25 protein-coding genes and 3 pseudogenes are annotated in these 25,562 nt (G+C 45.2%); 17 read left to right on the top strand and 11 right to left on the bottom strand.

The window, feature by feature from the left end; genetic code table 11:
- Nucleotides 1–19: 19 nt before the first annotated feature.
- From acs to OSC7112_RS08140, 10 genes are all read left to right on the top strand, one after another.
- On the top strand, nt 20–1,990 hold the full coding sequence (gene acs / locus OSC7112_RS08180; RefSeq protein WP_015175459.1) for an acetate--CoA ligase: 1,971 nt from the start codon (nt 20–22) through the stop codon (nt 1,988–1,990).
- 167 nt (nt 1,991–2,157) lie between these two features.
- Nucleotides 2,158–2,847, top strand: coding sequence for a WG repeat-containing protein (locus tag OSC7112_RS08175; protein ID WP_015175458.1), 690 nt, complete (start codon nt 2,158–2,160; stop codon nt 2,845–2,847).
- 102 nt (nt 2,848–2,949) lie between these two features.
- Nucleotides 2,950–3,363: a hypothetical protein gene (locus OSC7112_RS40835; protein ID WP_015175457.1), complete on the top strand. Its 414-nt coding sequence runs from the start codon at nt 2,950–2,952 to the stop codon at nt 3,361–3,363.
- The gene (locus tag OSC7112_RS08165) at nt 3,360–3,758 is read left to right on the top strand and encodes a retropepsin-like aspartic protease (protein WP_015175456.1); all 399 of its coding nucleotides are present in this window, start codon (nt 3,360–3,362) and stop codon (nt 3,756–3,758) included. Before OSC7112_RS40835 ends, OSC7112_RS08165 begins: the two co-directional genes overlap by 4 nt.
- Before the next feature lie 47 nt (nt 3,759–3,805).
- The gene (locus tag OSC7112_RS08160) at nt 3,806–4,384 is read left to right on the top strand and encodes a Uma2 family endonuclease (protein WP_015175455.1); all 579 of its coding nucleotides are present in this window, start codon (nt 3,806–3,808) and stop codon (nt 4,382–4,384) included.
- A complete protein-coding gene (locus OSC7112_RS37980) occupies nt 4,344–4,550 on the top strand; it encodes a PDDEXK family nuclease (protein ID WP_150111514.1) in 207 nt (68 codons plus the stop codon). The genes OSC7112_RS08160 and OSC7112_RS37980 overlap by 41 nt, the downstream gene beginning before the upstream one ends.
- Nucleotides 4,538–4,873 (top strand): XisI protein, encoded by a 336-nt coding sequence (locus OSC7112_RS08155; protein WP_015175454.1) that lies wholly within the window; start codon nt 4,538–4,540, stop codon nt 4,871–4,873. Before OSC7112_RS37980 ends, OSC7112_RS08155 begins: the two co-directional genes overlap by 13 nt.
- A gap of 3 nt (nt 4,874–4,876) precedes the next feature.
- Nucleotides 4,877–5,455: an acyl carrier protein phosphodiesterase gene (locus tag OSC7112_RS08150; protein WP_015175453.1), complete on the top strand. Its 579-nt coding sequence runs from the start codon at nt 4,877–4,879 to the stop codon at nt 5,453–5,455.
- A 96-nt stretch (nt 5,456–5,551) separates the two neighbouring features.
- Nucleotides 5,552–6,448 (top strand): thermonuclease family protein, encoded by an 897-nt coding sequence (locus OSC7112_RS08145; RefSeq protein ID WP_015175452.1) that lies wholly within the window; start codon nt 5,552–5,554, stop codon nt 6,446–6,448.
- A 293-nt stretch (nt 6,449–6,741) separates the two neighbouring features.
- Nucleotides 6,742–7,530: a class II glutamine amidotransferase gene (locus OSC7112_RS08140; protein WP_015175451.1), complete on the top strand. Its 789-nt coding sequence runs from the start codon at nt 6,742–6,744 to the stop codon at nt 7,528–7,530.
- 622 nt (nt 7,531–8,152) lie between these two features.
- Here the strand turns inward: OSC7112_RS08140 and OSC7112_RS08135 are convergent.
- Together OSC7112_RS08135 and uca are read right to left on the bottom strand one after the other, a co-directional pair.
- The gene (locus tag OSC7112_RS08135) at nt 8,153–9,379 is read right to left on the bottom strand and encodes an FAD-dependent monooxygenase (RefSeq protein ID WP_015175450.1); all 1,227 of its coding nucleotides are present in this window, start codon (nt 9,377–9,379) and stop codon (nt 8,153–8,155) included.
- 1,088 nt (nt 9,380–10,467) lie between these two features.
- Nucleotides 10,468–14,085, bottom strand: a complete 3,618-nt coding sequence (gene uca, locus OSC7112_RS08130; RefSeq protein WP_015175449.1) for an urea carboxylase — start codon at nt 14,083–14,085, stop codon at nt 10,468–10,470.
- 334 nt (nt 14,086–14,419) lie between these two features.
- Between uca and OSC7112_RS08125 the strand changes: the two genes are divergently transcribed.
- Complete coding sequence (locus tag OSC7112_RS08125) at nt 14,420–14,863, top strand: hypothetical protein (RefSeq protein ID WP_041622426.1); 444 nt, start codon at nt 14,420–14,422, stop codon at nt 14,861–14,863.
- Here OSC7112_RS08125 and OSC7112_RS34400 read toward each other — a convergent pair.
- The 6 genes and pseudogenes from OSC7112_RS34400 to OSC7112_RS40825 form a co-directional block, all read right to left on the bottom strand.
- A pseudogene (locus tag OSC7112_RS34400) lies at nt 14,841–15,610 on the bottom strand (IS5 family transposase). The gene OSC7112_RS08125 and the pseudogene OSC7112_RS34400 sit on opposite strands and share 23 nt — an antisense overlap.
- A gap of 234 nt (nt 15,611–15,844) precedes the next feature.
- Complete coding sequence (locus OSC7112_RS42325; RefSeq protein WP_397319076.1) at nt 15,845–16,297, bottom strand: transposase; 453 nt, start codon at nt 16,295–16,297, stop codon at nt 15,845–15,847.
- A 252-nt stretch (nt 16,298–16,549) separates the two neighbouring features.
- Complete coding sequence (locus OSC7112_RS08110) at nt 16,550–17,050, bottom strand: helix-turn-helix domain-containing protein (RefSeq protein ID WP_051041497.1); 501 nt, start codon at nt 17,048–17,050, stop codon at nt 16,550–16,552.
- 122 nt (nt 17,051–17,172) lie between these two features.
- Nucleotides 17,173–17,856, bottom strand: a complete 684-nt coding sequence (locus OSC7112_RS08105; protein ID WP_083888135.1) for a transposase — start codon at nt 17,854–17,856, stop codon at nt 17,173–17,175.
- On the bottom strand, nt 17,829–17,987 hold the full coding sequence (locus OSC7112_RS40830) for a hypothetical protein (protein ID WP_223300790.1): 159 nt from the start codon (nt 17,985–17,987) through the stop codon (nt 17,829–17,831). Before OSC7112_RS40830 ends, OSC7112_RS08105 begins: the two co-directional genes overlap by 28 nt.
- Before the next feature lie 161 nt (nt 17,988–18,148).
- The gene (locus OSC7112_RS40825) at nt 18,149–18,379 is read right to left on the bottom strand and encodes a helix-turn-helix domain-containing protein (RefSeq protein WP_223300789.1); all 231 of its coding nucleotides are present in this window, start codon (nt 18,377–18,379) and stop codon (nt 18,149–18,151) included.
- A 327-nt stretch (nt 18,380–18,706) separates the two neighbouring features.
- On the opposite strand from OSC7112_RS40825, the gene OSC7112_RS34395 reads away from it, so the two are divergent.
- The 3 genes and pseudogenes from OSC7112_RS34395 (at nt 18,707) to OSC7112_RS08085 (ending at nt 20,202) form a co-directional block, all read left to right on the top strand.
- Nucleotides 18,707–19,024: a transposase gene (locus tag OSC7112_RS34395; protein WP_051041496.1), complete on the top strand. Its 318-nt coding sequence runs from the start codon at nt 18,707–18,709 to the stop codon at nt 19,022–19,024.
- Nucleotides 19,025–19,231: 207 nt separating this feature from the next.
- Nucleotides 19,232–19,645, top strand: a pseudogene (locus OSC7112_RS37975) (DUF4277 domain-containing protein); the annotation flags it as partial.
- A 341-nt stretch (nt 19,646–19,986) separates the two neighbouring features.
- Nucleotides 19,987–20,202, top strand: a complete 216-nt coding sequence (locus OSC7112_RS08085; protein ID WP_150111513.1) for a hypothetical protein — start codon at nt 19,987–19,989, stop codon at nt 20,200–20,202.
- A 185-nt stretch (nt 20,203–20,387) separates the two neighbouring features.
- Here OSC7112_RS08085 and bla read toward each other — a convergent pair whose 3' ends face one another.
- Nucleotides 20,388–21,353: a class A beta-lactamase, subclass A2 gene (gene bla, locus OSC7112_RS08080; protein ID WP_015175448.1), complete on the bottom strand. Its 966-nt coding sequence runs from the start codon at nt 21,351–21,353 to the stop codon at nt 20,388–20,390.
- A gap of 78 nt (nt 21,354–21,431) precedes the next feature.
- Here bla and OSC7112_RS08075 point away from each other — a divergent pair, with 78 nt between their 5' ends.
- On the top strand, nt 21,432–21,929 hold the full coding sequence (locus OSC7112_RS08075; protein ID WP_015175447.1) for a hypothetical protein: 498 nt from the start codon (nt 21,432–21,434) through the stop codon (nt 21,927–21,929).
- 90 nt (nt 21,930–22,019) lie between these two features.
- On the opposite strand, the gene OSC7112_RS08070 is transcribed toward OSC7112_RS08075, so the two are convergent.
- Nucleotides 22,020–22,235 carry a hypothetical protein gene (locus OSC7112_RS08070; RefSeq protein ID WP_015175446.1) on the bottom strand — a complete coding sequence of 72 codons (216 nt, stop codon included), beginning with the start codon at nt 22,233–22,235 and terminating at the stop codon, nt 22,020–22,022.
- Nucleotides 22,236–22,602: 367 nt separating this feature from the next.
- Between OSC7112_RS08070 and OSC7112_RS37970 the strand changes: the two genes are divergently transcribed.
- Complete coding sequence (locus OSC7112_RS37970) at nt 22,603–22,986, top strand: hypothetical protein (RefSeq protein WP_015175445.1); 384 nt, start codon at nt 22,603–22,605, stop codon at nt 22,984–22,986.
- A 146-nt stretch (nt 22,987–23,132) separates the two neighbouring features.
- A pseudogene (locus tag OSC7112_RS08060) lies at nt 23,133–24,429 on the top strand (IS4 family transposase).
- A gap of 265 nt (nt 24,430–24,694) precedes the next feature.
- Here OSC7112_RS08060 and OSC7112_RS08055 read toward each other — a convergent pair.
- The gene (locus OSC7112_RS08055; protein WP_015175444.1) at nt 24,695–25,528 is read right to left on the bottom strand and encodes a hypothetical protein; all 834 of its coding nucleotides are present in this window, start codon (nt 25,526–25,528) and stop codon (nt 24,695–24,697) included.
- Between the last annotated feature and the right edge of the window lie 34 nt (nt 25,529–25,562).

Below are 25,562 nucleotides of genomic sequence, written 5' to 3'. Positions count from 1 at the left end.
GAAGTGAAAGTTAAAAGCAATGTCACAAGATACCATCGAATCAATTCTGCATGAAAAACGGCTATTTCAGCCGCCCGCTGAATTCTCCCAAAAAGCTCACATCAAAAGCCTAGAAGAATACCAAGCCCTCTACGACAAAGCCAAAGCTGACCCCCAAGCATTCTGGGCAGAACTTGCCGCCGAAGAATTGCACTGGTTCCAAAACTGGGATACCGTGCTCGACTGGCAGCCGCCTTTTGCTAAATGGTTTGTCAACGGTAAAATTAACATTTCCTACAATTGTCTCGATCGCCACTTAACCACTTGGCGCAAAAATAAAGCCGCCCTGATTTGGGAAGGCGAACCCGGAGACTCCCGCACCCTCACCTACGCGCAACTCCACCGCGAAGTCTGCCAAATGGCGAACGTCATCAAACAATTGGGAGTCCAAAAGGGCGATCGCGTCGGCATTTATATGCCCATGATTCCCGAAGCTGCGATCGCCATGCTAGCCTGCGCCAGAATCGGTGCAGTACACAGCGTTGTTTTTGGCGGTTTTAGTGCAGAAGCTTTGCGCGATCGGCTTAACGACGGCCAAGCAAAACTCGTCATCACCGCTGACGGTGGCTTCCGCAAAGATACCGCCGTCGGCCTCAAAACACAAGTAGACAAAGCATTAGCAAATAATGCCACACCCAGCGTTACCAACGTTCTCGTAGTTCAGCGCACCAAACAGAAAATTGACATGGAACCAGGGCGCGATCATTGGTGGCACGATTTGCAAAAAGGTGCATCGGCAAATTGTCCCGCCGAACCGATGGACAGCGAAGATATGCTGTTCGTACTCTACACCAGTGGCAGTACCGGCAAACCGAAAGGTGTCGTCCATACAACCGGTGGTTATAACCTTTATACCCACATGACAACCAAATGGATATTCGACCTCCAAGATACCGATGTTTACTGGTGTACTGCTGATGTCGGCTGGATTACTGGACACAGTTATATTGTCTACGGGCCGCTGTCCAACGGTGCGACAACTTTAATGTATGAAGGTGCTCCTCGCCCTTCAAATCCTGGCTGTTTTTGGGATGTAATTGAAAAATACGGCGTCACCGTTTTCTATACTGCACCCACCGCCATCAGAACATTCATGAAAATGGGCGAACACTTGCCCAACGCGCGCAATTTGTCATCTTTACGACTGTTAGGAACCGTCGGCGAACCGATCAATCCCGAAGCTTGGATGTGGTATCAACGAGTAATTGGCAAGTCGAATTGTCCGATCGTCGATACTTGGTGGCAAACAGAAACCGGGGGAATTATGATTACCGCTTTGCCCGGTGCAATTCCTACAAAACCCGGTTCTGCAACCCTACCGTTCCCCGGAATTGTGGTCGATGTTGTTGACCAAGATGGCGAACCAGTCACTAAGGAAAGCGGCGGTTATTTAGTGGTGAAACATCCTTGGCCGGGAATGATGCGTACACTTTACAACGATCCCGATCGCTTCCGCCGCACTTATTGGGAATATTTGCACCCGAAAGATGGCGAATTCGTCTACTTTGCAGGGGACGGGGCGCACAAGGACAAAGACGGTTATTTCTGGGTAATGGGCCGCGTTGACGATGTAATTAATGTGGCCGGACACCGACTCGGCACAATGGAAGTCGAGTCAGCTTTGGTATCGCATCCAGCCGTGGCGGAAGCTGCGGTTGTCGGTAAACCCGACGAGATTAAAGGTGAGGAAATTGTCGCCTTTGTCACGCTGGACAACTCGCAGCAACCTAGCGATGAATTGGCTAAGGAGTTGAAGCAGCACGTTGTTAAGGAAATTGGGGCGATCGCCCGTCCCGGCGAAATTCGATTTACTGATGCTTTGCCGAAGACTCGAAGCGGGAAGATTATGCGGCGTTTGCTGCGTTCTTTGGCTGCGGGACAAGAGGTTTCTGGGGATACTTCGACTTTGGAAGACCGGACGGTTTTGGATAAGTTGCGGGGAGGTGCGTAGGGGTATTTTGTAACCGCAGATAAACGCGGATAGTAGTCTGGTTTATCTGCGGTTAGATTGAGATCGCTCTTTTTCCTTAAATCAACAGAGCGCTCGCCTTTTACTTAAACAATAAATAACTAGGATTAGGTAAAATCAATTAATTAGCTCAATGGAGATTGTATGCAATGAATACTCAGCTAGCACCATTTCAACAAGATGATTTGTGGGGATATCGAGATGAAAACAATGAAATAGTAATTTCGCCTGAATTCAATTATGCTCATGAGTTCTCGGAAAGTCTAGCAGCAGTGAAGATAGTAGAAAAGTGGGGTTATATTGACAATCTTGGAAAGATAGTAATACAGCCTAGATATGATAGTGCTGGAAAATTTTATAGTGGTCTTGCAAGAGTTAAAGTTGGTAATAAGTATGGATATATCAACAATGTCGGGCGAATGCTAATTCAACCTAAATTTGATTGGTCTGGAAACTTCGGCGAAGGCTTAATTCCAGTTAAAATTGATGAAAAAATAGGTTATATTGATAAGATGGATAACGTAATTATAACCCCTCAATTTGACAAGGCGATTAGTTTTTCGGAGGGTATTGCAGCAGTCAAAATAGATAATAAATGGGGGTATATAGATCAGAGTGGTCGCCTACTAGGTAAGCTGGAATTTGATGAAGCGACTCAACTTTGTGAGGGTTTAGGGCGAGTCAAAGTTGGTAATAAATGGGGGTATGTTAATCAGAAAGCTCAAATGGTAATTCAATGCCAATTTGATGAAGTTGCTGACTTTACAGAAGGAATTGCTCAAGTGATGAAGTCCAATGAAATTTATCATATTGACAAAATGGGTGATGTATTATGGTAACTAGCCTGAGTTGGGTATTCAAGAATTATCTAGGTAAAGCTAAGTTATCAGCTAATTCAAGAGTTATCAGAGAAATTACCTCAACATCCCTTGAGACACGCCATGCTCCCAGAAACCGTCCAGTTGCAAATTCCTTTTCAAGTCCTGCTAGATGCGATCGCCTCCCTCCAACTCGAAGAAAAACGCCGACTTTGGCAAATCTTAAATGAAGAAATTACTCAAGCAGAAACCAACCAGCCCTCTCAAGTTCTGATTCAAAATAACAACGGATCGGATTACCAACCCACAGGGGAAATCTTGACTGCGACAGAAATACGCGATCGCTATCCCCGCGAGTGGGTGCTAATTGCTGATACTGAATCCGACGATTTATGGAATGTGATTCGCGGTGAAGTCTTAGCTCATTCACCGGAGCGAGAAGAAATAGACCGAGCTTTGACAAAATTTAAAGATATCCGGTCAATTTCTATAGAATACACTGGTCCTATTCCTGATGACTATTCGGCGATATCGTGACTTCACAAAGACTTTATCGGTGTTCGCGTTACGGAAATTTACTCGTCTTAAAAGCTGCTGCCTCTAGCACAAGTAATACTGTCAGACAATTCAGATTATTAGTTGATACAGGCTCAACTTATACCGTCTTGCGGGTAAATATATTAGAAGCTCTTGGTTGCGATATCCAAAATCCTCTACGCAGAATTAGGACATCAGCAGGTGGCGGTATTGTCGAAGCACCAGTAGTATCTGTGCCTTGGTTTAATTGCTTGGGCGAGCGTTTAGAAAATTTTCCTATAGTTGCCTACACGTTACCTGCGACCACTTTTGTAGACGGTCTGCTAGGGATGGATTTTCTTACTCCTATGCAAGCTGTTATCTATGCTAAAGAGGGAGAGATTCGCATTCGTTAAAAATACAAGCTACAATCAAGATAATTTCTGGACTGGATCTGAGCGCGATGCCTCCACTACTAAGCAAAACCACAGACCAACGCATTGTCCATCATGGAATGTGGGAACGGTTTAAATTTATCCAAAAGGGCTTTGAAGGCTCCCCTGGGGTGCGACTATTTTACTATGATGGGACGATCGAGATTCTGATGCCTGGAGAAGACCACGAAACTTTTGCTCATGTTATCGGTTACTTAGTAACTACCTTTCTCGTCGAACAGGGAATTTTCTTCAAGCCCACAGGGGCAATGACGCAGGAAAGATCGGGAGTTGTCTCTGTGCAAGCAGATGAATCCTACTGCATCGGGAGTGTAAAACCGATTCCAGATTTGTCGATCGAAGTTGTCTTTACCAGTGGAGGAATCAGTAAGTTAGAGCGCTATAAACCTTTGGGTGTTCCAGAGGTTTGGTTTTGGGAAGATGGATTACTGAAGATATATCATCTCCAAGACGGTAGCTATGAAAAGAGCGATCGCAGTCAGCTACCCGGACTCAATAACCTCGATCTCGATTTGATGAAACGCTGTATTTTGATGGCCGAAACTGATGCTGGGGAAGCTATTAGAGCGTTCCGTCAAGAGATGTAGCCGATCGCAAGCAATATTTGAGTGTGGGTGCAGCGATCGCCAGCATACTACAGTTAGGAGATCGCTCTTTTGTTATCCGATCGGTCAATTAATGATTGAAGATGAAAAGCTCAAGCTGATTGTATTCGACCCAAATCAAGAGGCGATCGTAAAATGGATACTTTAGCTAACTTTAGAAACACGATTAAAACAGTTCTCGAACCTTACAAAAAAATTCCTTACTATCATGGCGATATAATTTGTAAAGCCGTGTTTGATGAAAAATCTGATTGTTACCTGCTAGTTAATTTAGGCTGGGATAAAGCCAAACGAATTCACGGCTGTTTGGTTCATATAGATATTATTGATGATAAGATTTGGGTACAGCGAGATGAGACAGAATACGGCATGACGAAAGAACTTGTAGCTGCTGGAATTTCCAAGGATTCCATTGTTTTAGGTTTTCATCCTGCAGATGTCAGACCCCATACAGGTTATGCAGTTGTGTAGTTAATGAATTATTTGGCTCATCTATTCTTATCAAAAGGCACGCCAGAATCCCTGATTGGCAACCTCTTAGGAGATTTTGTCAAAGGTTCTGCCGTCAACCTTTATTCCGAGGAAATTAGAAAGGGCATCGATTTGCACCGCAAAGTAGATAGTTACACGGACTCTCACGCAATAGTGCGATCGAGTAAAAGCCTTGTTTGCGCCGATAGACGCAGGTTTGCTGGAGTTTTGATAGACGTGTTTTACGACCACTTCTTGGCTAAAAATTGGCTGGAATATTCAGAAATTCCGCTCCGGGATTTTTCTCAGAATGTCTATAAAATATTGCAAGACAACCGCGATATATTACCTGACTCTCTCCAGCGTTTGCTGCCCACAATAATTGCCCGCGACTTGCTTTCATCTTATCAGGAAATTGCCGAAATCGGCATCACTCTTACAAGAATGTCGGCGCGACTCAAACGGACAAATAACTTGGCAAGCGGCATAGAAGATTTGACAGCTAACTATCAGCGATTAGAATCAGATTTTCGAGATTTTTTCCCCGATTTGATAAAATACGCCACAGTTGACAAATATTAATACAAACAACAAAAATTACAGTTGCTATTGATAACGAACTCGTGTATGATCCAACCGATACCTGCATGAAATCTCAAGTGCAACAGGGTTCACAATATGGCAACCAGAATTCCGAACCTGCAAATAACTAAAGTAGTTGATGGCGACAGCATCAAAATTTCTCTCAACGGCAAAACCGAGGCTCTGCGCCTGATTTGCGTCGATACCGAAGAAAGTCATTCGGGAGGTTCCAAACCTGTAACGGCAGCGGGGAAAGCAGCTTCGGAAATGGCTAAAAAATACTTCGGCACAGCAGATGGCGGACTTGCTCAAATTGACATAGAATTTGATACAGACGATTCGGTTGAAGTGGCTCTACAAAAACACCGCGACAACTACGGGCGTCTCCTCTGTTACGTACATAAAGACGGAGAAAATTACAATCTTAAACTGATTGAAGAAGGCTGGAGTCCTTACTTCGTCAAATACGGGCGCTCCAGATTGTATCACCGACAAATGACTGAGGCAGAATCGGCGGCAAAAGCTTACAATCTGATGATTTGGAATCCGATTATCAATGCCAAAGTCCCCTCTCGCAACTATGCTAATTTACTGCCTTGGTGGTCGATGCGAGGCTCGATTGTTGAAGAGTTTCGGTTGTCGGAAGCAACGGCAGGAGCGCTTTCTTTGAGGTTGCACTACCCGAAAATATTAGCGGCTTCTGAGAAAGCTAAATCTATTACTATTTTCTGCGATTTGCAGGCGGGAATTACTAAATGGATCGGCGGAAGCGCTCTAATTTATGCTGGTTCGGTGTATCATAAATTAGATTTGTGGATACCAAATGCTGAAACTGATGAAAGAGCTCCCTTGAAGCGGCTAATCGAGAAGCGTTATGCGGGTCTGGGACGGGGATATGTGTATGTCAGTGGGAAGGTAGAACAATACAAAGGGAGGCCTCAAATAGTTTTGAAGGATATCAAACAACTTTCAGACTTTCCCCCACAAAAGTGAATTTTACATAAATTTAATTAAAAAAATTGCAGGACAAATGGAACGATGAAGACTGTTCTCCGGGGAACGCGATTGAATTTTGGGCGATTCCCTACCGCAACGGGATCGCACGCGCGTTCGGGATAGCTTGGCTTCACGCATTTTTGAAAATTTAATTAGCATTACGGTTGACAATCGAAAATTATTCTGTCTTTTTTATTAGGCTAAATCAATTCATACTATAATAGTATAATGGTCAATCTGTAGCTGCCAATAGCTGCGCGATCGATCCACACTCCAGAGACTTAAAAGCTATGTGCCAATTACTGGGAATGAACTGCAATGTTCCGACAGATATTTGCTTTTCTTTTGAGGGTTTTTCTGCAAGGGGGGGCAAAACTGACGTTCATCAAGACGGTTGGGGAATTGCTTTCTTTGAAGGTTTGGGATGTCGCCTTTTTATAGACTCTAAACCTGCGATTGCTTCTCCGGTTGCAGAAGTAGTGCGTCGCTATCCCATTCATTCAACTAACGTCATTGCTCACATCCGCAAAGCTACGCAAGGCGAAATTGCTCTGGAAAACTGCCACCCTTTTATTCGGGAACTTTGGGGACGTTATTGGGTGTTTGCTCACAACGGAAATCTCGAAAATTTTGATCCAGAATGTACCGGAGTTTACAAACCGGTTGGCAAAACTGACAGCGAAAAAGCATTCTGTTTGATATTAGAAAAGCTGCGCTCTACTTTTCCTCAAAGTAAGCCTGCTTTAGCAGAAATTTACCCGGTACTGGAGGAAATTACTAAAAGTTTGGCAGAACACGGAATTTTTAATTATTTACTTTCCGATGGAGAACACTTGTTCACCCACTGTTCTACTAATCTGCATTATATTGTGCGACAAGCACCTTTTGCTAGCGCTCACTCGATCGACGAAGATGTAACAGTCGATTTTCGGGAATTGACCAACGAGGGCGATCGCGTGGCTGTTATTGCCACTTTTCCTCTGACAGATAACGAAGTTTGGACGCAAATTCAGCCGGGAGAATTGCTGGTATTTCAGGATGGTTTGCCGCTCTCTTCTGGGCTGCTGGAGTTAAGTTAACGGGACTTAAACAAATTTCAAGCCTAAACAGAACATCGAACCTGCTATGTGTTACGCAAATACGTCACCATTATCTTCCAGCCAAGGGACAAATCGATAAGATATAGTTGTTAAGCTGACAAGGCAGAGCGTAAATGTTTTCACAGGTTTGTTTCCCCAAAACCTTCTCCATCCTCCTGTTAACTGTTGGCAAATAATCAAACGGCTCTTTCGTACTTACTCTGCTAAAAATGTAGAAAAGTTTCAGCTAATCAAAGCTCTAATTTCAAAGTTATTAAAGTTTTTCAACCTAAATTCACAACGCTTTAATAATTTGGTAGAGGTGCATAGTTAGGGAAATCGGGTAGAATCATTTAGCTCCACTTTCTTAACTTCCTTCTCTATCAATTGTCCCCCTTGCGGTTATAAAAATGTCAGAAACAATGGTCTGACTTATTGTGGCAAGCAAAACTTTAAAGGTAAAGAGTGTCTCTGACAGTTTGTTTGCCGATCTCTGGTGTTTTATCCATCATTATAACGATTATTGAAGTTAGTGAAAAAATATCTTAACCATGACTATGCAGGACTACCAATTATCGCATTGGGAAACTGACAGAGTATTTCACGTTTCCCAATGTCAAGCTTATGCGGAATGATTTGTACGGGTCTGATTCCATTGAGGTTGGTAATCAAACAACCATTTGAACTGCAAGTCAGCCAACCAAGTAGGAGTGAGCTTGTAAATGCCGTTCCGCAACAAACATCCGATCGCCGTATCCGCCTGCCCCAATTTGCCTATTTGTCTGGAACTATTGAATACGCGAGTAACTCGCTGAGCGCGGCTGGCTTCAAACTGCCGCAATAGGTAAGGAACAGTATCGCCACCAGCTTGGCTAGTACATAGGAGTTTCGCTAGTTCAAAAGAGTCTTCCACCGCCATACAGCCCCCTTGACCGATACTCGGTTGAACTGGGTGGGCGGCATCCCCGATTAAGGTAACTCGCCCTTGCCCCCATTGGGTTCCCAGCGGTGGCCGATCGACAATATCATCTCGGTAAATTTTCTCCCGATCGAGAGCCTCGATGATAGCGGGTACTGGGTCAGCATAGCCTTTAAACAGCGAGCGCAAGGCATTCAAGGAACCGCCCAGTGCATCGTCATTACCGCCCGCTGGGGTATTGTTGAAAGCATAGAAAGCAAACCGACCGCCACCGACATCGAAGTAGCCAAAACGAGTGCCCTGACCCCAGAATTCTGCCCAACTGTATTGTGGATCTAGTGGTAAGCCAGAGCCATCAAAGTAGCCTCTCCAGCAGCAAGTCCCACTGTAAACAGGCTCCTCTAACCGCTCCCTACCATTGAGCTTAGCCCGTACCTTGGAGTAAAGACCATCTGCGCCTACTAAGATGTCACCCTCAGCAGTGCGACCATCAGAGAAAAAGACCCGAATGCCGTTGCCCGTGTCCTCAAATTTCTCAAAGGCAGCGCCAGTCCGCACAGTTCCCTCTGGCAAGGCTTCCCATAAAATCTGCTGAAGTTCAGGTCGCAGGAGGCACACACCCAAGTCATCTTCGCCTATGAATTGAGGAGCGTTAATGTAGAGGGGTTCCGCTTTTTGGTCAAAAAACCCACCTTTGAGGATCTTGCCTCCCTGCTGGTAGAAACGCTGGTAAATCTGCCCTGATTGCAAAAGCTTGTAGACGCGCAAAGCATTGCGTTGGATGAATATGCCTCCGGGCCCGGAAAGCATAACATCCAGACCGCGCTTCTCGTATAGTTCAACTGCAATGCCCACATCGAGACAGGCACGGGCTAGGGTCAGACCGCCAATTCCACCCCCGATGATAATTACCTTTGATACTGAAGCCATATTATTGGGTGAGCTGTACAACATGAAAAAATTTAGGAAATTAGCTGGTGATTTGGCTGAACCTCTCCAAAAATTTCTAAATTTACCTGGAAATTAACTTTATGTTCATCCATTTCGCTCATCTGCGCCTTTCTTAACTTGATTGTGCAGAGCCAACAAATATCAACACTTTGACACTCCCCGGTCTAAAGGCGTGGGGATTCTTAATTCATCGACTGACCTTTAAGCACCATGTCCTTGCGGCAGTCCTTAAACCTTTCAACCGTACAATAGTACAAATTGACGAGTCTAATTCACAGTAACCCGCCTAGGGTCTATCTCCAAAAGCGTACGCTTGATACAAGCAAGCGAGTTTGGGTATGCCCTACCCTACTTAACAAATCAAGAAATTGTTTGTTTTTACTGGTTTAAGGATGGGTTGATCCTTTAGCTGTTTTAAGAGTTTTCGCCGCTCTGCGTCCCCCGGTTTATACCTAAAAGTGTGTCTTAACTGTTTCACGAGGGTATTGCGAGTTTAACCTTGACGATTTTAGTATACTACAAATACCAGCAATTCCTGATTTTTAGGAAGGGATTTAAGAAATTAAAGCCGCCCTAGAAGGAGGGGGTTTTAAACCCAATTTCCTGATAAATGCTAAATTAACGATTCGCTTTGGTCAAACAGTTTTACAGGCGATCGCGTGATGGTCTAGCGGGGAATGAAGTCCCACTGTTGCCCACCAACGACAACAGCAAATCCTTCTGAGAAGAAATTCACATCCGCGTATTGGGGTCGGGCAGCCCACCGGGAGCATCTCATATTTGTAAAAACACTTCTTCTGGCTCCTTCCTTCTTCCTCTTTCCTCCTGCCTCCTTCCTTCTTCCTCTTTCCTCCTGCCTCCTGCCTTAAAACTCCAATTTCTAGCTTAACTGCAAAAGTGAGATGCTCCCCAGCCCACCGACCTCGGCGGTCAATAAATCCCCAATTAGCCGAGAATCCTTGAGGATCAAAACTAACGTATAACGTATGCAGCGGCTAACCCAGAGAGTAGTTACAGATTTGGTTGCTGCCTAGCTTCCCACTGTCCCCGAACTGACAACAGAGGGATTAATTCGGTTGAACAGCCGCTAGAATTTGTCCGGCTGTCACTGTTTTTCCCTTTTCACAAAACAACTGAGCGACAGTGCCCGCACCATCAGCAGTAATAGCAATTTCCATTTTCATCGCTTCCAAAATTAACAGGCGATCGCCCTCAGCAACCGCATCTCCCACATTAACCAGCACCTGCCAAACATTGGCCGAAACGTGAGCGACAACTGCCTCACAGCCGATCGGCAAAGTAACCTCCGCCGCCGTGTCAGAAGCCACATCCGCCGAGGATTCTGCGGCAGATTCAGCTTCAAATTCCCCGGATGCGGCCCAGCGATCGCGCTCTGCATTAAATGCGGCCTGCTGCTGCGCTTTAAACTCAGCCGCACTGCCCGCAATAGAATGCAAAAACTCATTGTATTCTCTCAAATTAAAAGTGATTTCCTCAACCTTTAATTTAAACTTCCCTTCGATAAATGCTTCCCGGCAGCGGTGCAATTCCTCATGAGAAACCGGATAAAATCGGATTTGGTCAAAAAAGCGCAAAAGCCAAGGTTTACCAGACTGGAAATCCGCCGTTTGTTTGAACCGATTCCACATTTGCACTGTGCGGCCGACAAATTGATAACCTCCCGGCCCTTCCATCCCGTAAACGCACAAATACGCGCCCCCAATGCCAACTGCATTTTCAGGAGTCCAAGTGCGGGCGGGATTGTATTTAGTAGTAACCAAACGGTGGCGCGGATCGAGGGGAGTTGCGACGGGCGCGCCTAAATAAACGTCTCCCAAACCCATTACTAAATAGCTAGCATTAAATACAATTTCTCTGACTTGTTCGATGCTGTCAAGCCCGTTTATGCGGCGAATAAACTCAATATTTCTGGGACACCAAGGTGCATCCGATCGCACAGACTGCATATATTTTTCAATGGCCAACAGCGTCGATTCATCTTCCCAAGATAAAGGCAAGTGCACAATTCGCGCCGGCACTTCCAAATCCTCGATCGCCGGAAGTTCCGCCTCCGCCGCAATCAGCGCCTGCATTAGCTGCTGTTGCGAAATCTGGCGGCCCTCAAAGTGAATTTGGAGCGATCGCATTCCCGGCACTAATTCGATCACACCGGGCAACGGATTTGCTTTCAACTGTGCCATCAATGCGTGCGCCCGAAAACGCAAATTTAAATCCAGCACCAACGGGCCGTATTCAACTAGAATATATTTATCCCCAGCTTGACGGTAAGTAACAGCAACCTGTCCCGGAAATTCAGGAATTTCGTGCAAAATTGGAGAAGCGGAAACTGCGGGCAATTTCTCCGCATTTTCCCCAAAAACAGGCAAGCAAAAAGTAGCAATTTGCCTATTTTGTGCTAATTCCCGCTGCAAAGCTTCAGCAAAACTCAAACAGTGAAAGCGAATGCTGTCCCCCGGTTTCAGTTGCCCGATTTTCCACAATTCCGACTGCACAATAGTAGCAGGACACACAAAACCTCCCAAACTCGGGCCGTCAAGACCGAGAATTACCGGCATATCGCCCGTAAAGTCGATCGTGCCGATCGCGTAAGCATTATCGTGAATGTTAGACGGGTGCAAACCCGCTTCTCCTCCGTCTTGACGCGCCCAAGTCGGTTTCGGGCCGATCAGCCGAATGCCCGTCCGCGTCGAGTTGTAATGCACCTGCCATTCTGTGGAGAAAAACATTTCCATGTCTGACTCAGTAAAGAAATCCGGCGCGCCGTGAGGCCCGTACAAAACACCAATTTCCCAATTATTGCTGTAGGTGGGAATTAGTTCGGGAGGCAAAGATAATTCCGCTTCCAGAGTTGCAGTTTGATGCAGTTTAAGCACATCTCCCGGACGCAGCGTGCGGCCGGCGTGTCCGCCAAATTTGCCCAGTACAAAAGTTGATTTGCTGCCCAAATAATCGGGGACATTCAAGCCGTGTTTGACTGCTAAATAAGTGCGGTAGCCGCCGCCTTGAATGGCTTTTAACTTGAGAATGCTGCCAGCTTTAACGGGAATTGCCGTCCAAAACGGCACCGATTCGCCGTTTAGCGTTCCCTTCATAGTTGCACCGGTTAAACTAATAACTGTATCGGCATTAAAGCGCAGAGTTGGGCCTGTCGCTGTGAATTCCAATCCTGCTGTCGATTCAGGATTTCCTACTAAACGATTTGCCGATCGAAATGCCAGATGATCCATCGGCCCAGAAGGTGGCACGCCAACATCCCAATAGCCAATCCGCCCCGGATAATCTTGAATGCTGCTGTAGGTTCCCCCATCCAATACATCGATCGTTAAAGGGGCGTATTCAAAAGAGTTTAAAAAGCGCGTGCTCAGTTCGCCCCGGCTGAATCGGGAATCGTCCAAAATCTGGCGCAGGTAATCTAAATTAGTTTCAATTCCCGCTATTTCACTGGCATCTAAAGCAGCTTTTAGTTGAGCGATCGCCTGGGTTCGATTATCCCCGCAAACGATTACTTTGGCTAGCAGCGGATCGTAAAAAGGAGTAACCTCCGTGCCGCTTTCTATCCAACTGTCGCAGCGGACGTTTTCGGGAAACGCAACTTGATTCAGCAACCCGGAACTCGGCTGAAAATTCTTGCCGGCATCTTCCGCATAAATTCGCACCTCAATTGAGTGTCCCTGCGGCCGATAGCGGTACTCTTCCAGGGGGAACAAATCTCCCGAAGCCTGTTTTACCATCCACTCAACGAGGTCGATGTTGTTGACAGCTTCAGTAACGCCGTGCTCGACTTGCAAGCGCGTGTTGACTTCCAAAAAATAAAACTGTTTTGCATCGACATCAAATACAAATTCAACAGTACCCGCTGACTGGTAATTTACCGCTTTTCCCAACCGCACGGCTGCACCGTACAACTGATTTCGCTGTTCGTCGCTAATAGCAGGGGCGGGGGTCTCTTCTATTACTTTTTGATTGCGGCGCTGCACCGAACAATCTCGCTCGCCCAAGGCTATGACATTTCCTTTGCCATCTCCAAAGATTTGGACTTCTATGTGTCTGGCTGTTTGAATGTATTTCTCTAAAAAAACGCCGCTTTGTTTAAAATTGCTTTTACTCAAACGCTGTACTTTTTCAAAGGCTTCTGCCAAATCTCGATCGCCAAAACAAGCCTGCAAACCGATGCCGCCGCCGCCTGCGGTACTTTTGAGCATCACCGGATAGCCGATCGCCCCAGCCGCTTTTTGGGCATCCTCTAAACTTGCTAAAAGTTCGCTTCCGGGAGTTAGCGGCACTTGATTTGCAGCGGCTATTTCCCGCGCGGTGTGCTTCAATCCAAAGCAGCGCAACTGACTCGGAGTCGGGCCGATAAATGCAATATTTTCGCTTGCACAAGCTTCGGCAAATTCAGCATTTTCGCTCAAAAATCCGTAACCCGGATGGATAGCTTGAGCTTTTGTTTGGCGCGCAACTTCGAGAATGCGATCGAACCGCAAATAACTCTCGGCTGCGGCGGCTGCACCGATACAAACGGCTTCGCTGGCGGCAAAAACGTGCGAGGCGCGGGCGTCGGCTTCAGAATATACTGCTACCGAAGCAATTCCGAGGCGATCGAGGGTGCGGATAATTCGGCAGGCAATTTCACCGCGATTTGCAATCAAAACTTTGTTAAACATTTAGGGAATTGGGAATTGGGAATTGCATTGGTGTCTGCTTACATCTTGTACTATCCTGAAGAGCAGGCAGGATGCCTGTTCCACAAAGAGTGAATTTTCTTGTGGGCCTAACAGGCAGGATGCCTGTTCCACAAACATTAAATTTTCTTGTGGCCTAACAGGCAGGATGCCTGTTCCACAAACATTAAATTTTCTTGTGGGGTGGGCTTCTAGCCCAGCCCTGTCAAGGTGTTTGCTGAGCTTGATCTGGAAGTCCTGTCTGCACGGCAGTCTCGATAGTGTATTCCGAAGAACAGAAGGTAGGCTGGGAATAGGATAAGCGAGGAAAAAGTTGATGCTAGAAGCAATATTTGACAGATTTGTCCAAAAAACTCCCATCACCATCATGGTGCGAGGTCTAATGGAGCGTATATTGAGCCATGAGCAAATGGATAGCATTTTTGAGAAAAACGCTCAAAGCCAATATACACGGGAGTTATTGTTCTCCAGTCTTGTAGACATGATGAGTTTGGTGGTTTGTGGCATTTATCCTTGCGTCAATGCTGCGTATCGACACAAAGCGACTGAACTTAATGTGAGTCGCAGGGCTGTCGATCAAAAACTGTCGGGAATAGAACTGGCTGTCAGCGCAGCAGTGTTGAGAGAGACCTCGGCCTCGATGGCAACTTTAATGGAGCTGATTGGAGGTGTTCCTCATCCCATCTTATCAGGTTATCCAATCAGAGGATGTTTTAAAAGTAGGAGTGAGCTAAAAATTATGCAAGCCGTCGAACCATAATACGTATCATGGCAATATAGATAAAAGTCTCCGAAGTTTCAGGTAGTCTTTCGTAATCTTTACTCAAACGCCGACACCAGTTGAGCCACCCAAAAGTTCGCTCTACAACCCAACGTTTAGGTAAGTGAACGAAACCCTTCTTCTCTAATGGTCTTAGGACGATTTCAACAATTCAACGGAACATATCCATTACCCATCGCATAAAGTCTTCACCCCGATACCCACCATCCATCCAAATCGTATGTAAGCGATTCACGCGACCCATATGATGAAGTCGTTTGAGGACTTATGAAGGCTCCAGCACGTTCTGGCATCGAAGCGGATGTCACTAAAACTCGTAAAACTAGACTACCGTAAATCAACTGTCAAATGTCGCTTCCGCCCGTGTATTTTTTTACCTGCATCATAGCCGACTTCTTGGTAGATCATCGTTACTGTTTCGACTGATTGACTGTCTACAGCAGCTTCTGAGGGACTAGGCTCCCGTCCGGCTGCCACCCTGACCCATTGATAAAGTTTGTCGTGGACTTTCAACCACGTACCGTCTTGGCGCCATCTTCGGAAATAGCCGTAAACCGTAGACCAAGGTGGAAAATCGCCGGGTAATGCTCGCCAGGTACATCGCAAGACATAGCACTACCGAGAATGGCATTAACGACAGCGTAGATTGCTATGCTCCGGGGACGACCACCACGCGCAAGCTTCTGGAAACAGGTATACAATTAATTCCCACTGTTCCCATGTCAAATTGTTAGGATATGCTGCACGTCATTTGCTCACAAGGTGCTGTTGTCTACAAATCTCAGCTTAAACCTTGTGAGCTTTCTTACAAAAGCTCCTCACTTTTAAAACATCCTCTCAGAATCCTGGATGGTAATTGTTTGGCACCCACTGACCATCGCTTGAAAGTTCTGAGACCGCATGCTGCTGCTGCGCTACCAGGCAAAACCCTAGTACAGCTCGGCGAAAATAGAATACCCACTAAACCGCTAATACTTTACCCTTATAAGTCCACTTGAATGGCTTTGCCATAGTTCGATTAAAGTAGTCGATGAAATCTAATATCCGGTTTTTTAGTTCATTGGTACTCGTGAAAGTTCCCCGTCTGAGCAGCTTACGGACAAGGATACTAAACCATATTTCAATTTGATTAAGCCAAGATGAGTGTTTGGGCGTGTAATGGAAAACAATTCGATGCGTTGGGTCACTTAAAAAGGCTGCTCGTGTTTGCATTGATTGAAGGATGCCACTTTTACCCTTAACACCCAAATCAATTTCTAATCCTTCCAATTCAACTACAAGGCGAACCAAAGATTCAGACTGATGAGTATTGAGGCAATCCATAATTAAATGCCACTTTTTGGTATCAGGGTCGCAAAGCGAGCAGAGCAGATAGGTTTTGGGCAAAGTCTTGTTCAGTTCGTGAGTCTCCACAAGTCGGATAGATAACTTGACCTGTCACAATATCGAAGTTGGCAATTAATGCCTGTGTGCCATGACGGATATACTCAAATTCTCGTCGTTGAACTTTACCTGGTCGCAATGGTAAGTCTTTCTCTTTACGTTCAATTGCTTGAATACCTGTCATTTCATCAATGCAAACTGTTCGTTCCCCTACGACAGCTCGTTCTATTGCTGTGATGTATAAGTTAGTGATGTTTTGGACTTTGGCATCAAATTCTTCATCTAGGGGGGGGAGTCAACCAGTAGCGACTCTGAGTAAGGCTTAATTTGGGCTTCTTCTAATAACCGTCCTACATGACGTGGAGATATACTTTCGACCCTACCTTGTTTAACCATCTCTTCTGCTAATTCCCTTGCCGTCCAATGACTGATCGGTCGTCCGCAATCTTCTGGCTCACAACAGGCAAGAGCAAATAATTCTACAACTTGCTCCATACTAAATTTGGCTGGCGCACCACAGCGCCAATCGTCTTGCAAGCGTTCAATAACTGGTAATTTTCGCTCACTTAACTCTAACCATCGATGCCGCCATCTACGAGCCATGAATCGAGTGATGCTCAATTCCCGTCCAAGATCACGGTTATTCTTCCCTGTGTCTGCCAGCAGAATTATTTTTGTTCGCAGTGCTATTTGTTGTGGCGTGCTACGGCGATTGAGCAGCTTTTCTAACTCTTGACGCTCACACTCACTTAGGGTTAATGATTTTGGAGCTAATTGTGCCATGTTCTCGTTCCTTATGTCTGTTCTGAGTACAATTTATCTCACTTAGCCCCTGTCTCCCATAAAATAGGTACTTTATTTCCGCCATGCTGTACTAGTACAGCACGGCGAAAATAAGCAGACCATTAAATAGCCAAAACTTTGCCCTTATATGTCCACTTAAAAGGTTTAGCCATTGTGTGATTAAAGTAGTCGATAAAATTCAGGATTCGATTTTTCAAATCATCGGTACTGACGAAACTTGCTCTTCTTAGTAACTGGCGAACCAAAATACTGAACCAAATCTCAATTTGATTGAGCCATGAAGAATGTTTCGGTGTGTAATGGAAAACAATTCGGTGTGCGGGGTCATTCAAAAAAGTAGTGCGAGATTTCATTGATTTAAGGATGCCACTTTTCCCCTTAATACCCAAGTCAATATCCAAACCTTCTGTTTCTGCAACCAAACGAACCAGGGACTCAGACTGATGAGTGTTCAGGCAGTCCATAATCAAATGCCATTTTTGGGCATCAGGGTCAGTTTCAATTGTGCGACGAATATGAAGGGCAAAATCAACTTCTGTTCTGGTATCTCCACAAGTCGGCTCGATAATTTGACCCGTGGCAACATCGAAGCTAGCAATTAAGCTTTGTGTGCCGTGACGAATGTACTCAAATTCCCTTCTTGCGACTTTGCCTGGTCGCATTGGCAAGTCTTTTTGTAAGCGCTCAGTCGCTTGAATACCTGTCATCTCATCAATGGATATTGTGCGTTCCCCCTGAAGATGACGCTCAATCGCACTCATGTATAAACCAGTAATATCTTCCACTTTTGCGTCAAATTCTGCGTCTTCAGGGGGGGGTTAACCAGTAGCGACAAGGCGTGGGGTTTAACTTCTGCTTCTTTTAGTAATCTTCCCACATGGCGGACTGATATGCTTTCAATAATGCCTTGTTTCATGATTTCATCTGCCAGTGTTCGCTTATGTCCAGTGACTTATTGGCCTGCCGTAATCGAATGGTGACGAACACAAAGAATGCAAACAACTCGATTATTTGTTCCATACTAAATTTTACTGGTGCACCCACACGCTCTTGATCTTGTAATCTTTGCAAAATCGATCAGTCCTTGCCGTCGGTCTCCAGCCATCGATTTCGCCATAAACGAGCCATTTGCCTATTGATATCTAAACTTCGGGCAATTTCACGATGGTTTTGGTTATCAGATGCCATGAGAATTATTCTCGCTCGTAAGGCTATCTGTTGCGGCGTGTTGTGTCTGTCGCTCAACTTTTGAAGTTGAGTCCGCTCGTCATCGCTTAAATTTAATGTTTTAGGAGTTAACTTAGGCACACCGTGATTCCTTGATACGTTCGCCCAAACGGTTTTTAAGCCGACTATTTATTTTCCCACGAATATGGTCTGTTTATTTCCGCCGTGCTGTACTAGTTGTGCTTGACCCTGATTTAAGATTAGCAATTAATGTATTCCCATGCCTGGATGGTTATACTAGCGAGCGTGCAGAGCGTGCATTGTTTGAGCAGGTGTTACAGACTGTTAAAAGCGGTGAATTATGGATTGCCGATCGCAATATGTGTACTCAAGGATTTCTCTTGGGCTGACATCAGGCGTCAGCCAACTTTTTGGTAAGAGAACACAAAACCCTACCAAGCGAAAGCTTTGACTCCTTTGAGCGAAGTTGGTCAAGTCGAGACAGGCACTGTTTTTGAACAAACAATTAGTATCACCCCTAGAGGAGAATATTTAGAAAAAATACGACGAGTAGTCCTGCATCTTCATAAACCTACTCGTGACGGCGAGTCGGAAATTGCTATTCTTACTAGCCTACCAACGGAAGTGGTCAGTGCAGTTCAAGTAACCGAATTGTATAGAAAACGTTGGAATATTGAAACTTTGTTCCAAATCCTAGAGCATAATTTTGCCTGCGAAATACCCAGTTTAGGTCATCCCAAAGCTGCTTTAAGTAGGTCGGCATAAAAAAACCAAAGTAAGTAAAGAAATGTTAAGAGCGGGAACGGGAACTAAATTTAAAGCGATTAGTTGTATCCCACATTCCGCAGATATTCGCTCGGATTTAATTTCAAAATAATTCAGAACTTTCCAAGCCTCAAATGATTGCACAGCAATCAATTGAGGCTTTTTTAAGGTATAATAATTGGTGCAAGTAGAGCAACCATTAAAACCATGAAAAAGCCCTCGAAAGCTATAAATATCGTAAATTTAGACCATTTGGGGATAGTAGCAGGGCTCATAGATGAAATGGAATTGGTAGAAGAAGTCAACAAAAAAGTGGGAATAAGAATTAAAGAAACCCTCAGCCCAGGACAAGTAATGAAAGCAATGATTTTGAACGGATTGGGATTTTTGAGCGCCCCAATCTACCTATTTGACACATTTTTTGTGGGAAAAGCAACAGAACATCTAATCGGATAAGGAGTGACGCCAGAACAATTAAATGATGACAGAATCGGGAGAGCATTAGACAAATATTATCGAGCTGGAACAACAAAGTTATTTACAGCAATTGCCCTGAAAGCAGCGCAAAAATTTCAAGTATCAATGAAAAGCGTTCATCTAGACAGTAGCTCAATATCAGTTTAAACGGAACTTTCCCCCTGCGGGGGGAGTTTCGAGGGCTGTATTCTTTTCCCCATCTCGGTTTTAGCCAATTGACCGCTCTCAAACCGTAGTCATGTATTTAAGATTTGCTTAATATTGAGGGCGAAAGTATTGTTCTATCATGAATTTAAGCAAAAACCCCGCCACATAAGGGTTAGAGAAAATTGTAGTCATGTAAAAGATTTTCCCCCTCCGGGAAAGTCTTACCCTGTAATGGTTTCAGACCAAACTTCCCCCGTGTATGGGGGAAGTTCCGTTTAAACATCTGAATGTCTAGATGGCTGAATGTTTGAATGTTTAACTGTCGCCCGAGGTTCTTCGTGAATGAGACGAAGCTCAAAACCGAAGCAATGGAGCTGTTGGGGAAACTTGCCGGCACCGTTAAAGCGTTCAAATCAGTCATCCACCAAAAACAGGCGATCGCCGATTCTTCGAGTCAGGGCGCTACCTTGTGGGATTGGGGCGGTCAACCTGCCTCATATTCCGGGAATGGGTACAGCCTGCTGTTTAAGGAAATCGCGGGAGCGCTCAAATGAAAGCCAAGAGACGCAAACCCTGCAAACCAGAGCCAAGAAAATGCGTTACTTGTTGTGGAAGGGCATCGGTTGCTAAAAATGCGCTCAGCGCCCAGCGGTATCAAAGATTTAGGAATCGCAAAAGTTCTTTTTGAGTTCCGCTATAAAAGAGAGCGCTCGACCGTTAAAACCTGCAACTCCAGCAACTATTTGCTCCATTCGTCCCATGCTGCTTTCGCCACTTTTGCGATGACTTCCTCGCGTACCGCATCGTTTGCTCTAGAGTCTGAAACAAAAACAGAGATCGCCAGATGCCGTCCATTGGGGAGCGTCACGAGTCCAATATCGTTGGTTGCAGCCGTCATTCCATTTACAGTAGACGAAGTACCCGTTTTGTGGGCCACAACCGTCCCATCAGGCAACAGTCCTTTAATGCGCTTTGGGCCTGTAGTTGTCTCTGTCATCAATTGCAGCAATAAAGCTTGACTGGATTTTGAAAGCCCTTTTCCCTCGTGAAAGGCGCGCAGCAAAGCGACGGCGGCATCAGGTGTCGCATAGTTGCGGTACTTCGCTGCTGTGTCTTGCGCCAGCTCCTTCTCCGTCTGAGCAACAACGATATCGTTTACGCCAAGACCGCGCAAATACTCAGTGACAACCTTTGGTTCGCCGAGGAGTTTTAAGAGCACATCACAAGACGTATTGTCACTTTCAGAAACCATGTACTTTAATAGTTCAGACAGACTGAACTCCATTCCCTGCGATTTTTCGTCGAGAATCCGACTACCCTGGAGGACATCGCTGGCTTCTACACGAATTTTCTGGTCTAGCTTCAGTTTTCCTCGGTCTACTCGATCCAGAACAGCCATTGCAATAGGAAACTTGTAAACGCTTTGCATCGGAAATTGCCCATCTCCATTCAGAGTGACTGACTCTCCGGTTTCTAGCACTGTGGCTGTAACTCCAACGCGCCCTAGAGCCGCCTGAGAAATTTGTTCGATCCGATCGCGTAATTCGTTTGTGCGTTCGGCGTTGGATATTGCGATACCGCTCGGTGCACTTGTCTCGTTGTTGGGAGTATCTTCTCTATTGCTGGAGTTAACGCTCGTGCAACCAAGAGTCAGTAAAAACAAGCAAAACGTGTAAAGCCAAGCTTTTTTAATCGCTGGAATCATGTCAGTAGTTCTCGGTTAGGGTTGAGCCGTATTAAGGATAGAATAAGTTAGGGATCGGATTTTAATTCATGTACCTCTGTGCGTTGGCTTTTTAGAGGGAAACTTACAGCGAGGCTTTTTGACGGTTCTAGGGTTAACCGAGAAGTATTGAATCCCGACCCGCCGAGTTTTTTCGAGGTGTACAACGTGCACAAACAGCAGCCCAACCACTGGTCGAAGGCTAAGTGGAAAGGGCGGACGGTTCAAATTAGAATCGTGCTGCGGGATTGGGCAGCTCCCCGCACCGGTAAGGTTGTCCCCACGCTCGCCGTTGATTTGATGTACCCCCAAAGCGCTGAGTTAGTCGGGTTCTACCCGCTGGGATTTGTTGCAGAAGCAGACCGCCCCAAGATTGCAATCGGCGAAACTCGAACTATGAAGATTTGGACGAAAGGAGACGGCGAAACCGGCATCCCCACCACCAAAGTTTGGCTGTTCGACGAAAGCGTGACCGAAGAGCAAATCCAGGATGTTCTCATGTTCGGGCGCGCGGCATCGAGTTTGTGGAAACCGGAAGATTTCGGTCTGTCCCCTTAATCGCAAGAGAGTTGTACAGCGCGACTTGTCTAAACTTTCCCAACAAAAAGCCGCTGTAGAGTGTCGAGTTCTCAATCAGCTTTTTGTTTTTTACAAGACGGTAGAGAGTTCGTCAGCGACTTGAATTCGACCTTTGACCAGGGAGCGAATCAGGCGGTCGAGCGAGCCGCGTTCTTCTTCAGTAATAGACTCGTCGAGGATGGCGGCCATCATGCCGTAGCGGTCAGCTTTGGTAAGGCGGTGAGTATCGGTGACAGCAGCGATGATTTCGTTGATAGCGCCGGGGAGAAGGTTGACTGGAGACACGGGATTGCTTTGAACTCGACACCTCAATCATCTCGTAGTTTCCCTTAAGAGCAAGTGATAGTGCTGGCATTTTCTGCGTGATAATACCGAAGGTGTTGGGTAAGCCTCGTCGGCATTACAAGCGATCGAAGTCACAATAACCCATCAGCGGAGCTGCCGAGCAACTAGAACTTTTAGCGCTGCTGAATTTAGGTACGGTTGATGCGCCCAGCAATTCATAAAAAACAATTCAACCCAAGTCTTATTCAGCAATATTCGCCTGGGGCGATCGCATCAATCACAGCTCGATCCAGCAATGCAGGCGGTCAACCAGCGAAAGATTCCGGGAAAGAAGCCAACTTTTTAAAGAAATTACAGGAGCGCTGTCATGACGCTAGAAATGCAAATCCCTCGGCAGTGCGGTGCCCGAGTTTGTTTTCGGTACAGCGGAAGCTGCACCAACAGCACCGGAAGTAACAACGCTCGCGCTGGAAACACAGCCAATGGAAACGGAAGCTCTACCGCCATCGGCAAAACCAACAGCATCGCTAACATCGGAAACACAGCCAGCAGCGGAATCTGCATTGCCAGCACCAACACCGCCAATACCGGAAGCACCCGTGCCAGAACCCATCCCGTTCAATCAAAGAAAAGTAGGCTGACTCACCGCATCCAAGCGCCAGACAAAGAAACGACGGTCAGGTTTACGGTAGATATGTCCGTCAGGAGAGTACCGCAAGCTGTCGGTGCTGGCTCATTAGTGACAAGTTAAGGTGATGGGTAAATTGTCAAGGGGGTATTTACATTGGTTAAAAAATAGATGAAACTCAGAATAGGCAAGTAGTTGAGCAATTATGACCAGCCATGACCAAGACCAGAACTACCAATCGGGACCACGCGAAAAAGAAACAACGACCACTGATAGAGGATGAAGTAATTGCCCAGCAACTAGAAGCATTACTGACACCAGCCATGCTCAATCAGGAAAATTCCTACCGTCAGCTAAAACTTCGAGACCGAATTCTCAACTTGCCATTGATGATGGCTGCGGTCTTAACCTTACTATGGCGAGATGTGGCAGGGGTAAGAGAGCTGACCCGAATGTTAACGAGAGACGGCTTTCTGTGGTGTAATCCCACTAAAGTCAGCCAACAAGCACTCTCACAAAGATTTTTGACCTTTCCTGCTGAGCTGTTTGAACAAGTATTTAAGGATTTATTACCGCGTTTAAGAACAAATTGGCAGAGGAGAAATCAACGAACCTTACCAGAAAGTATTCAGTTTACCTTAACAAGATTTGAGCAGATTTGGATTATAGATAGTTCAATATTAGAGGCATTATTTCGGAAATTATCAAACTTAGAGTCAGCTAAAATAGGACAATTGGCGGGGAAAATAAGTACAGTAATTGATCTAGTAACTAGATTGCCAGTCGAAATTAGGTTTACCGAAAATGCGAAAGAATCTGATGTAAAACTTGAAGAGAATATCCTTAATTTAGTCAGCGAAAATACGTTATTACTATTAGATAGAGGCTTCGATCGCTTTATTTTTGGTTAAACTTAATTGAGCAAAAGGTTAACTTTATTACCCGAATAAAGAAAGGAGCCGCCATCAAAGTAGAGGAAGTATTTACCGATAGTTATGGACTGCGAGACCGTAAGATACGTTTGGGGTCTGGAACAAAGAAAACTCCGTTTATTACCTTACGTTTGATTGAAGTTCGTTCATAAAAACCTGGCATTCTTATTTAACAAGTGTGCTAGAGCCAGAAAAATTACCCCCTTATGTAGTAGCAGATTTGTATCGAAGACGTTGGCGGATTGAAGAAGCTTTTAATATTGTAAAAAGGCTGTTAGATTTAAGCTATTTATGGACGGGTTCAATCAATGGGATTAAATTACAGATTTGGGCAACTTGGTTATTTTATGCAGTTTTAGTAGATTTAGGTGATGCGGTAGCTGATGAACTAGCTCTACCTTTTGAGCAGATTTCTTTAGAAATGATTTATCGCGGTCTTTATCATTTTACTATGGCTCATCATCAAGGTAAAGCAACAGAGCCAATCAAGTATTTTGCTGACCCCCAAAATCGAGATTTAGGCATTATTAAACAGCAGCGAAAACCGAATGTTAAGTTAATTATTGCCCCTTTTCCTGAAAAGCAACGAGGGTCTGACCAATTCTTTTTTAAGAACTCTCCGAAAGCCTCTTGACAAAAGACTTACAGCCTTAACTTGTCACCAATGGTGCTGGCTGCTAAAACGGGGCGCAAGAAAGCGGACTCTTGGTGCGGATGTGGCTGGAGGATGGGTTGAAAGAAGAGGTGTAGGTAAGGATTCTCTTGATATTGGGCGATCGCTGTACCCGCAGGGTGGCGATTGGTACTAGCGGGACTTAAATAAAGATTTCTCGTGTTCTATAGTGCTAGTAGCGATCGCCCCAATACGATCGGCTTTTACTGCTGGCAGCGGTCAAAGCTTACTTTTTCAAGGGGTTTTTAATGAAATCCAAAAATAATTTACCCACATCCGTAACGCGCTCTATCTTGGAGGCTTGGCTGCCGTACTGATAATAATATTCGCTTTTCCGAACAATTGCGTCAATATCCTCAACTTTCTTGAAAGATACCAAGTTTGTATCTCGATAAGGAAGCTCGTAACCTGAGATTATCTGCTGAGGTATAGGTAATGGAATCCCCAGGCTTCCAAACTGCCTTTCGTATTTCTCATTCTTTTCTTTGGTTACATACACTTCTTTCAATTGAATTAAACCTTTTGCGTTTAAGTCTTGTAAAACTTGATTGTAAAAAGGGCGCTTTAACTCAAGGTCATCTCGAACAAGTTGCAGGTCATTATAAGTACCTTCGTGCAAATACCTGAGCAGCATCAAATGCCAGCTTGTAAATTCATCTAGCCAATTTAGAAACATTCTCTGAATATCAGCCTCCGGTGCATTGGGTAGCCCCGCATTTAAAACTGTATTCCTCAGCGCTGCTAATTCTTGTTCTTGGTGGTGGCGCATTGCGGTGCTTAGAGCAGATATTAATGCTGTCTGAAAAATCGGGCTGTCTGCGGAAAAGCTCTCTACTTTATCTTCTATTTCTTTGATAGCATCAACAAGATTCAGTAAAAAATTGTCCAACCGCTGATTGGCGGGGGATTTGACATAAGTTTCATAAATATAGGATGCCAGCGACCCCCCTGGTAATAAATTGATAACGGCTTTGCCTCCATTGTAAAGCTTGTCATTATCGCTGTTTTTAATGACCTGTTCTAGTTGTAATTTAAGCTCTTGGGCTTTCGAGTCTGACATATCGGTTCCTCAAATTTATTCTGAACTGTAATCA

The organism is Oscillatoria nigro-viridis PCC 7112, assembly GCF_000317475.1.
In the GTDB taxonomy this organism is placed as follows: domain Bacteria; phylum Cyanobacteriota; class Cyanobacteriia; order Cyanobacteriales; family Microcoleaceae; genus Microcoleus; species Microcoleus nigroviridis.
Note: the sequence above shows the minus strand (reverse complement) of the source record. Positions and strands in the feature narration are given on the sequence as shown.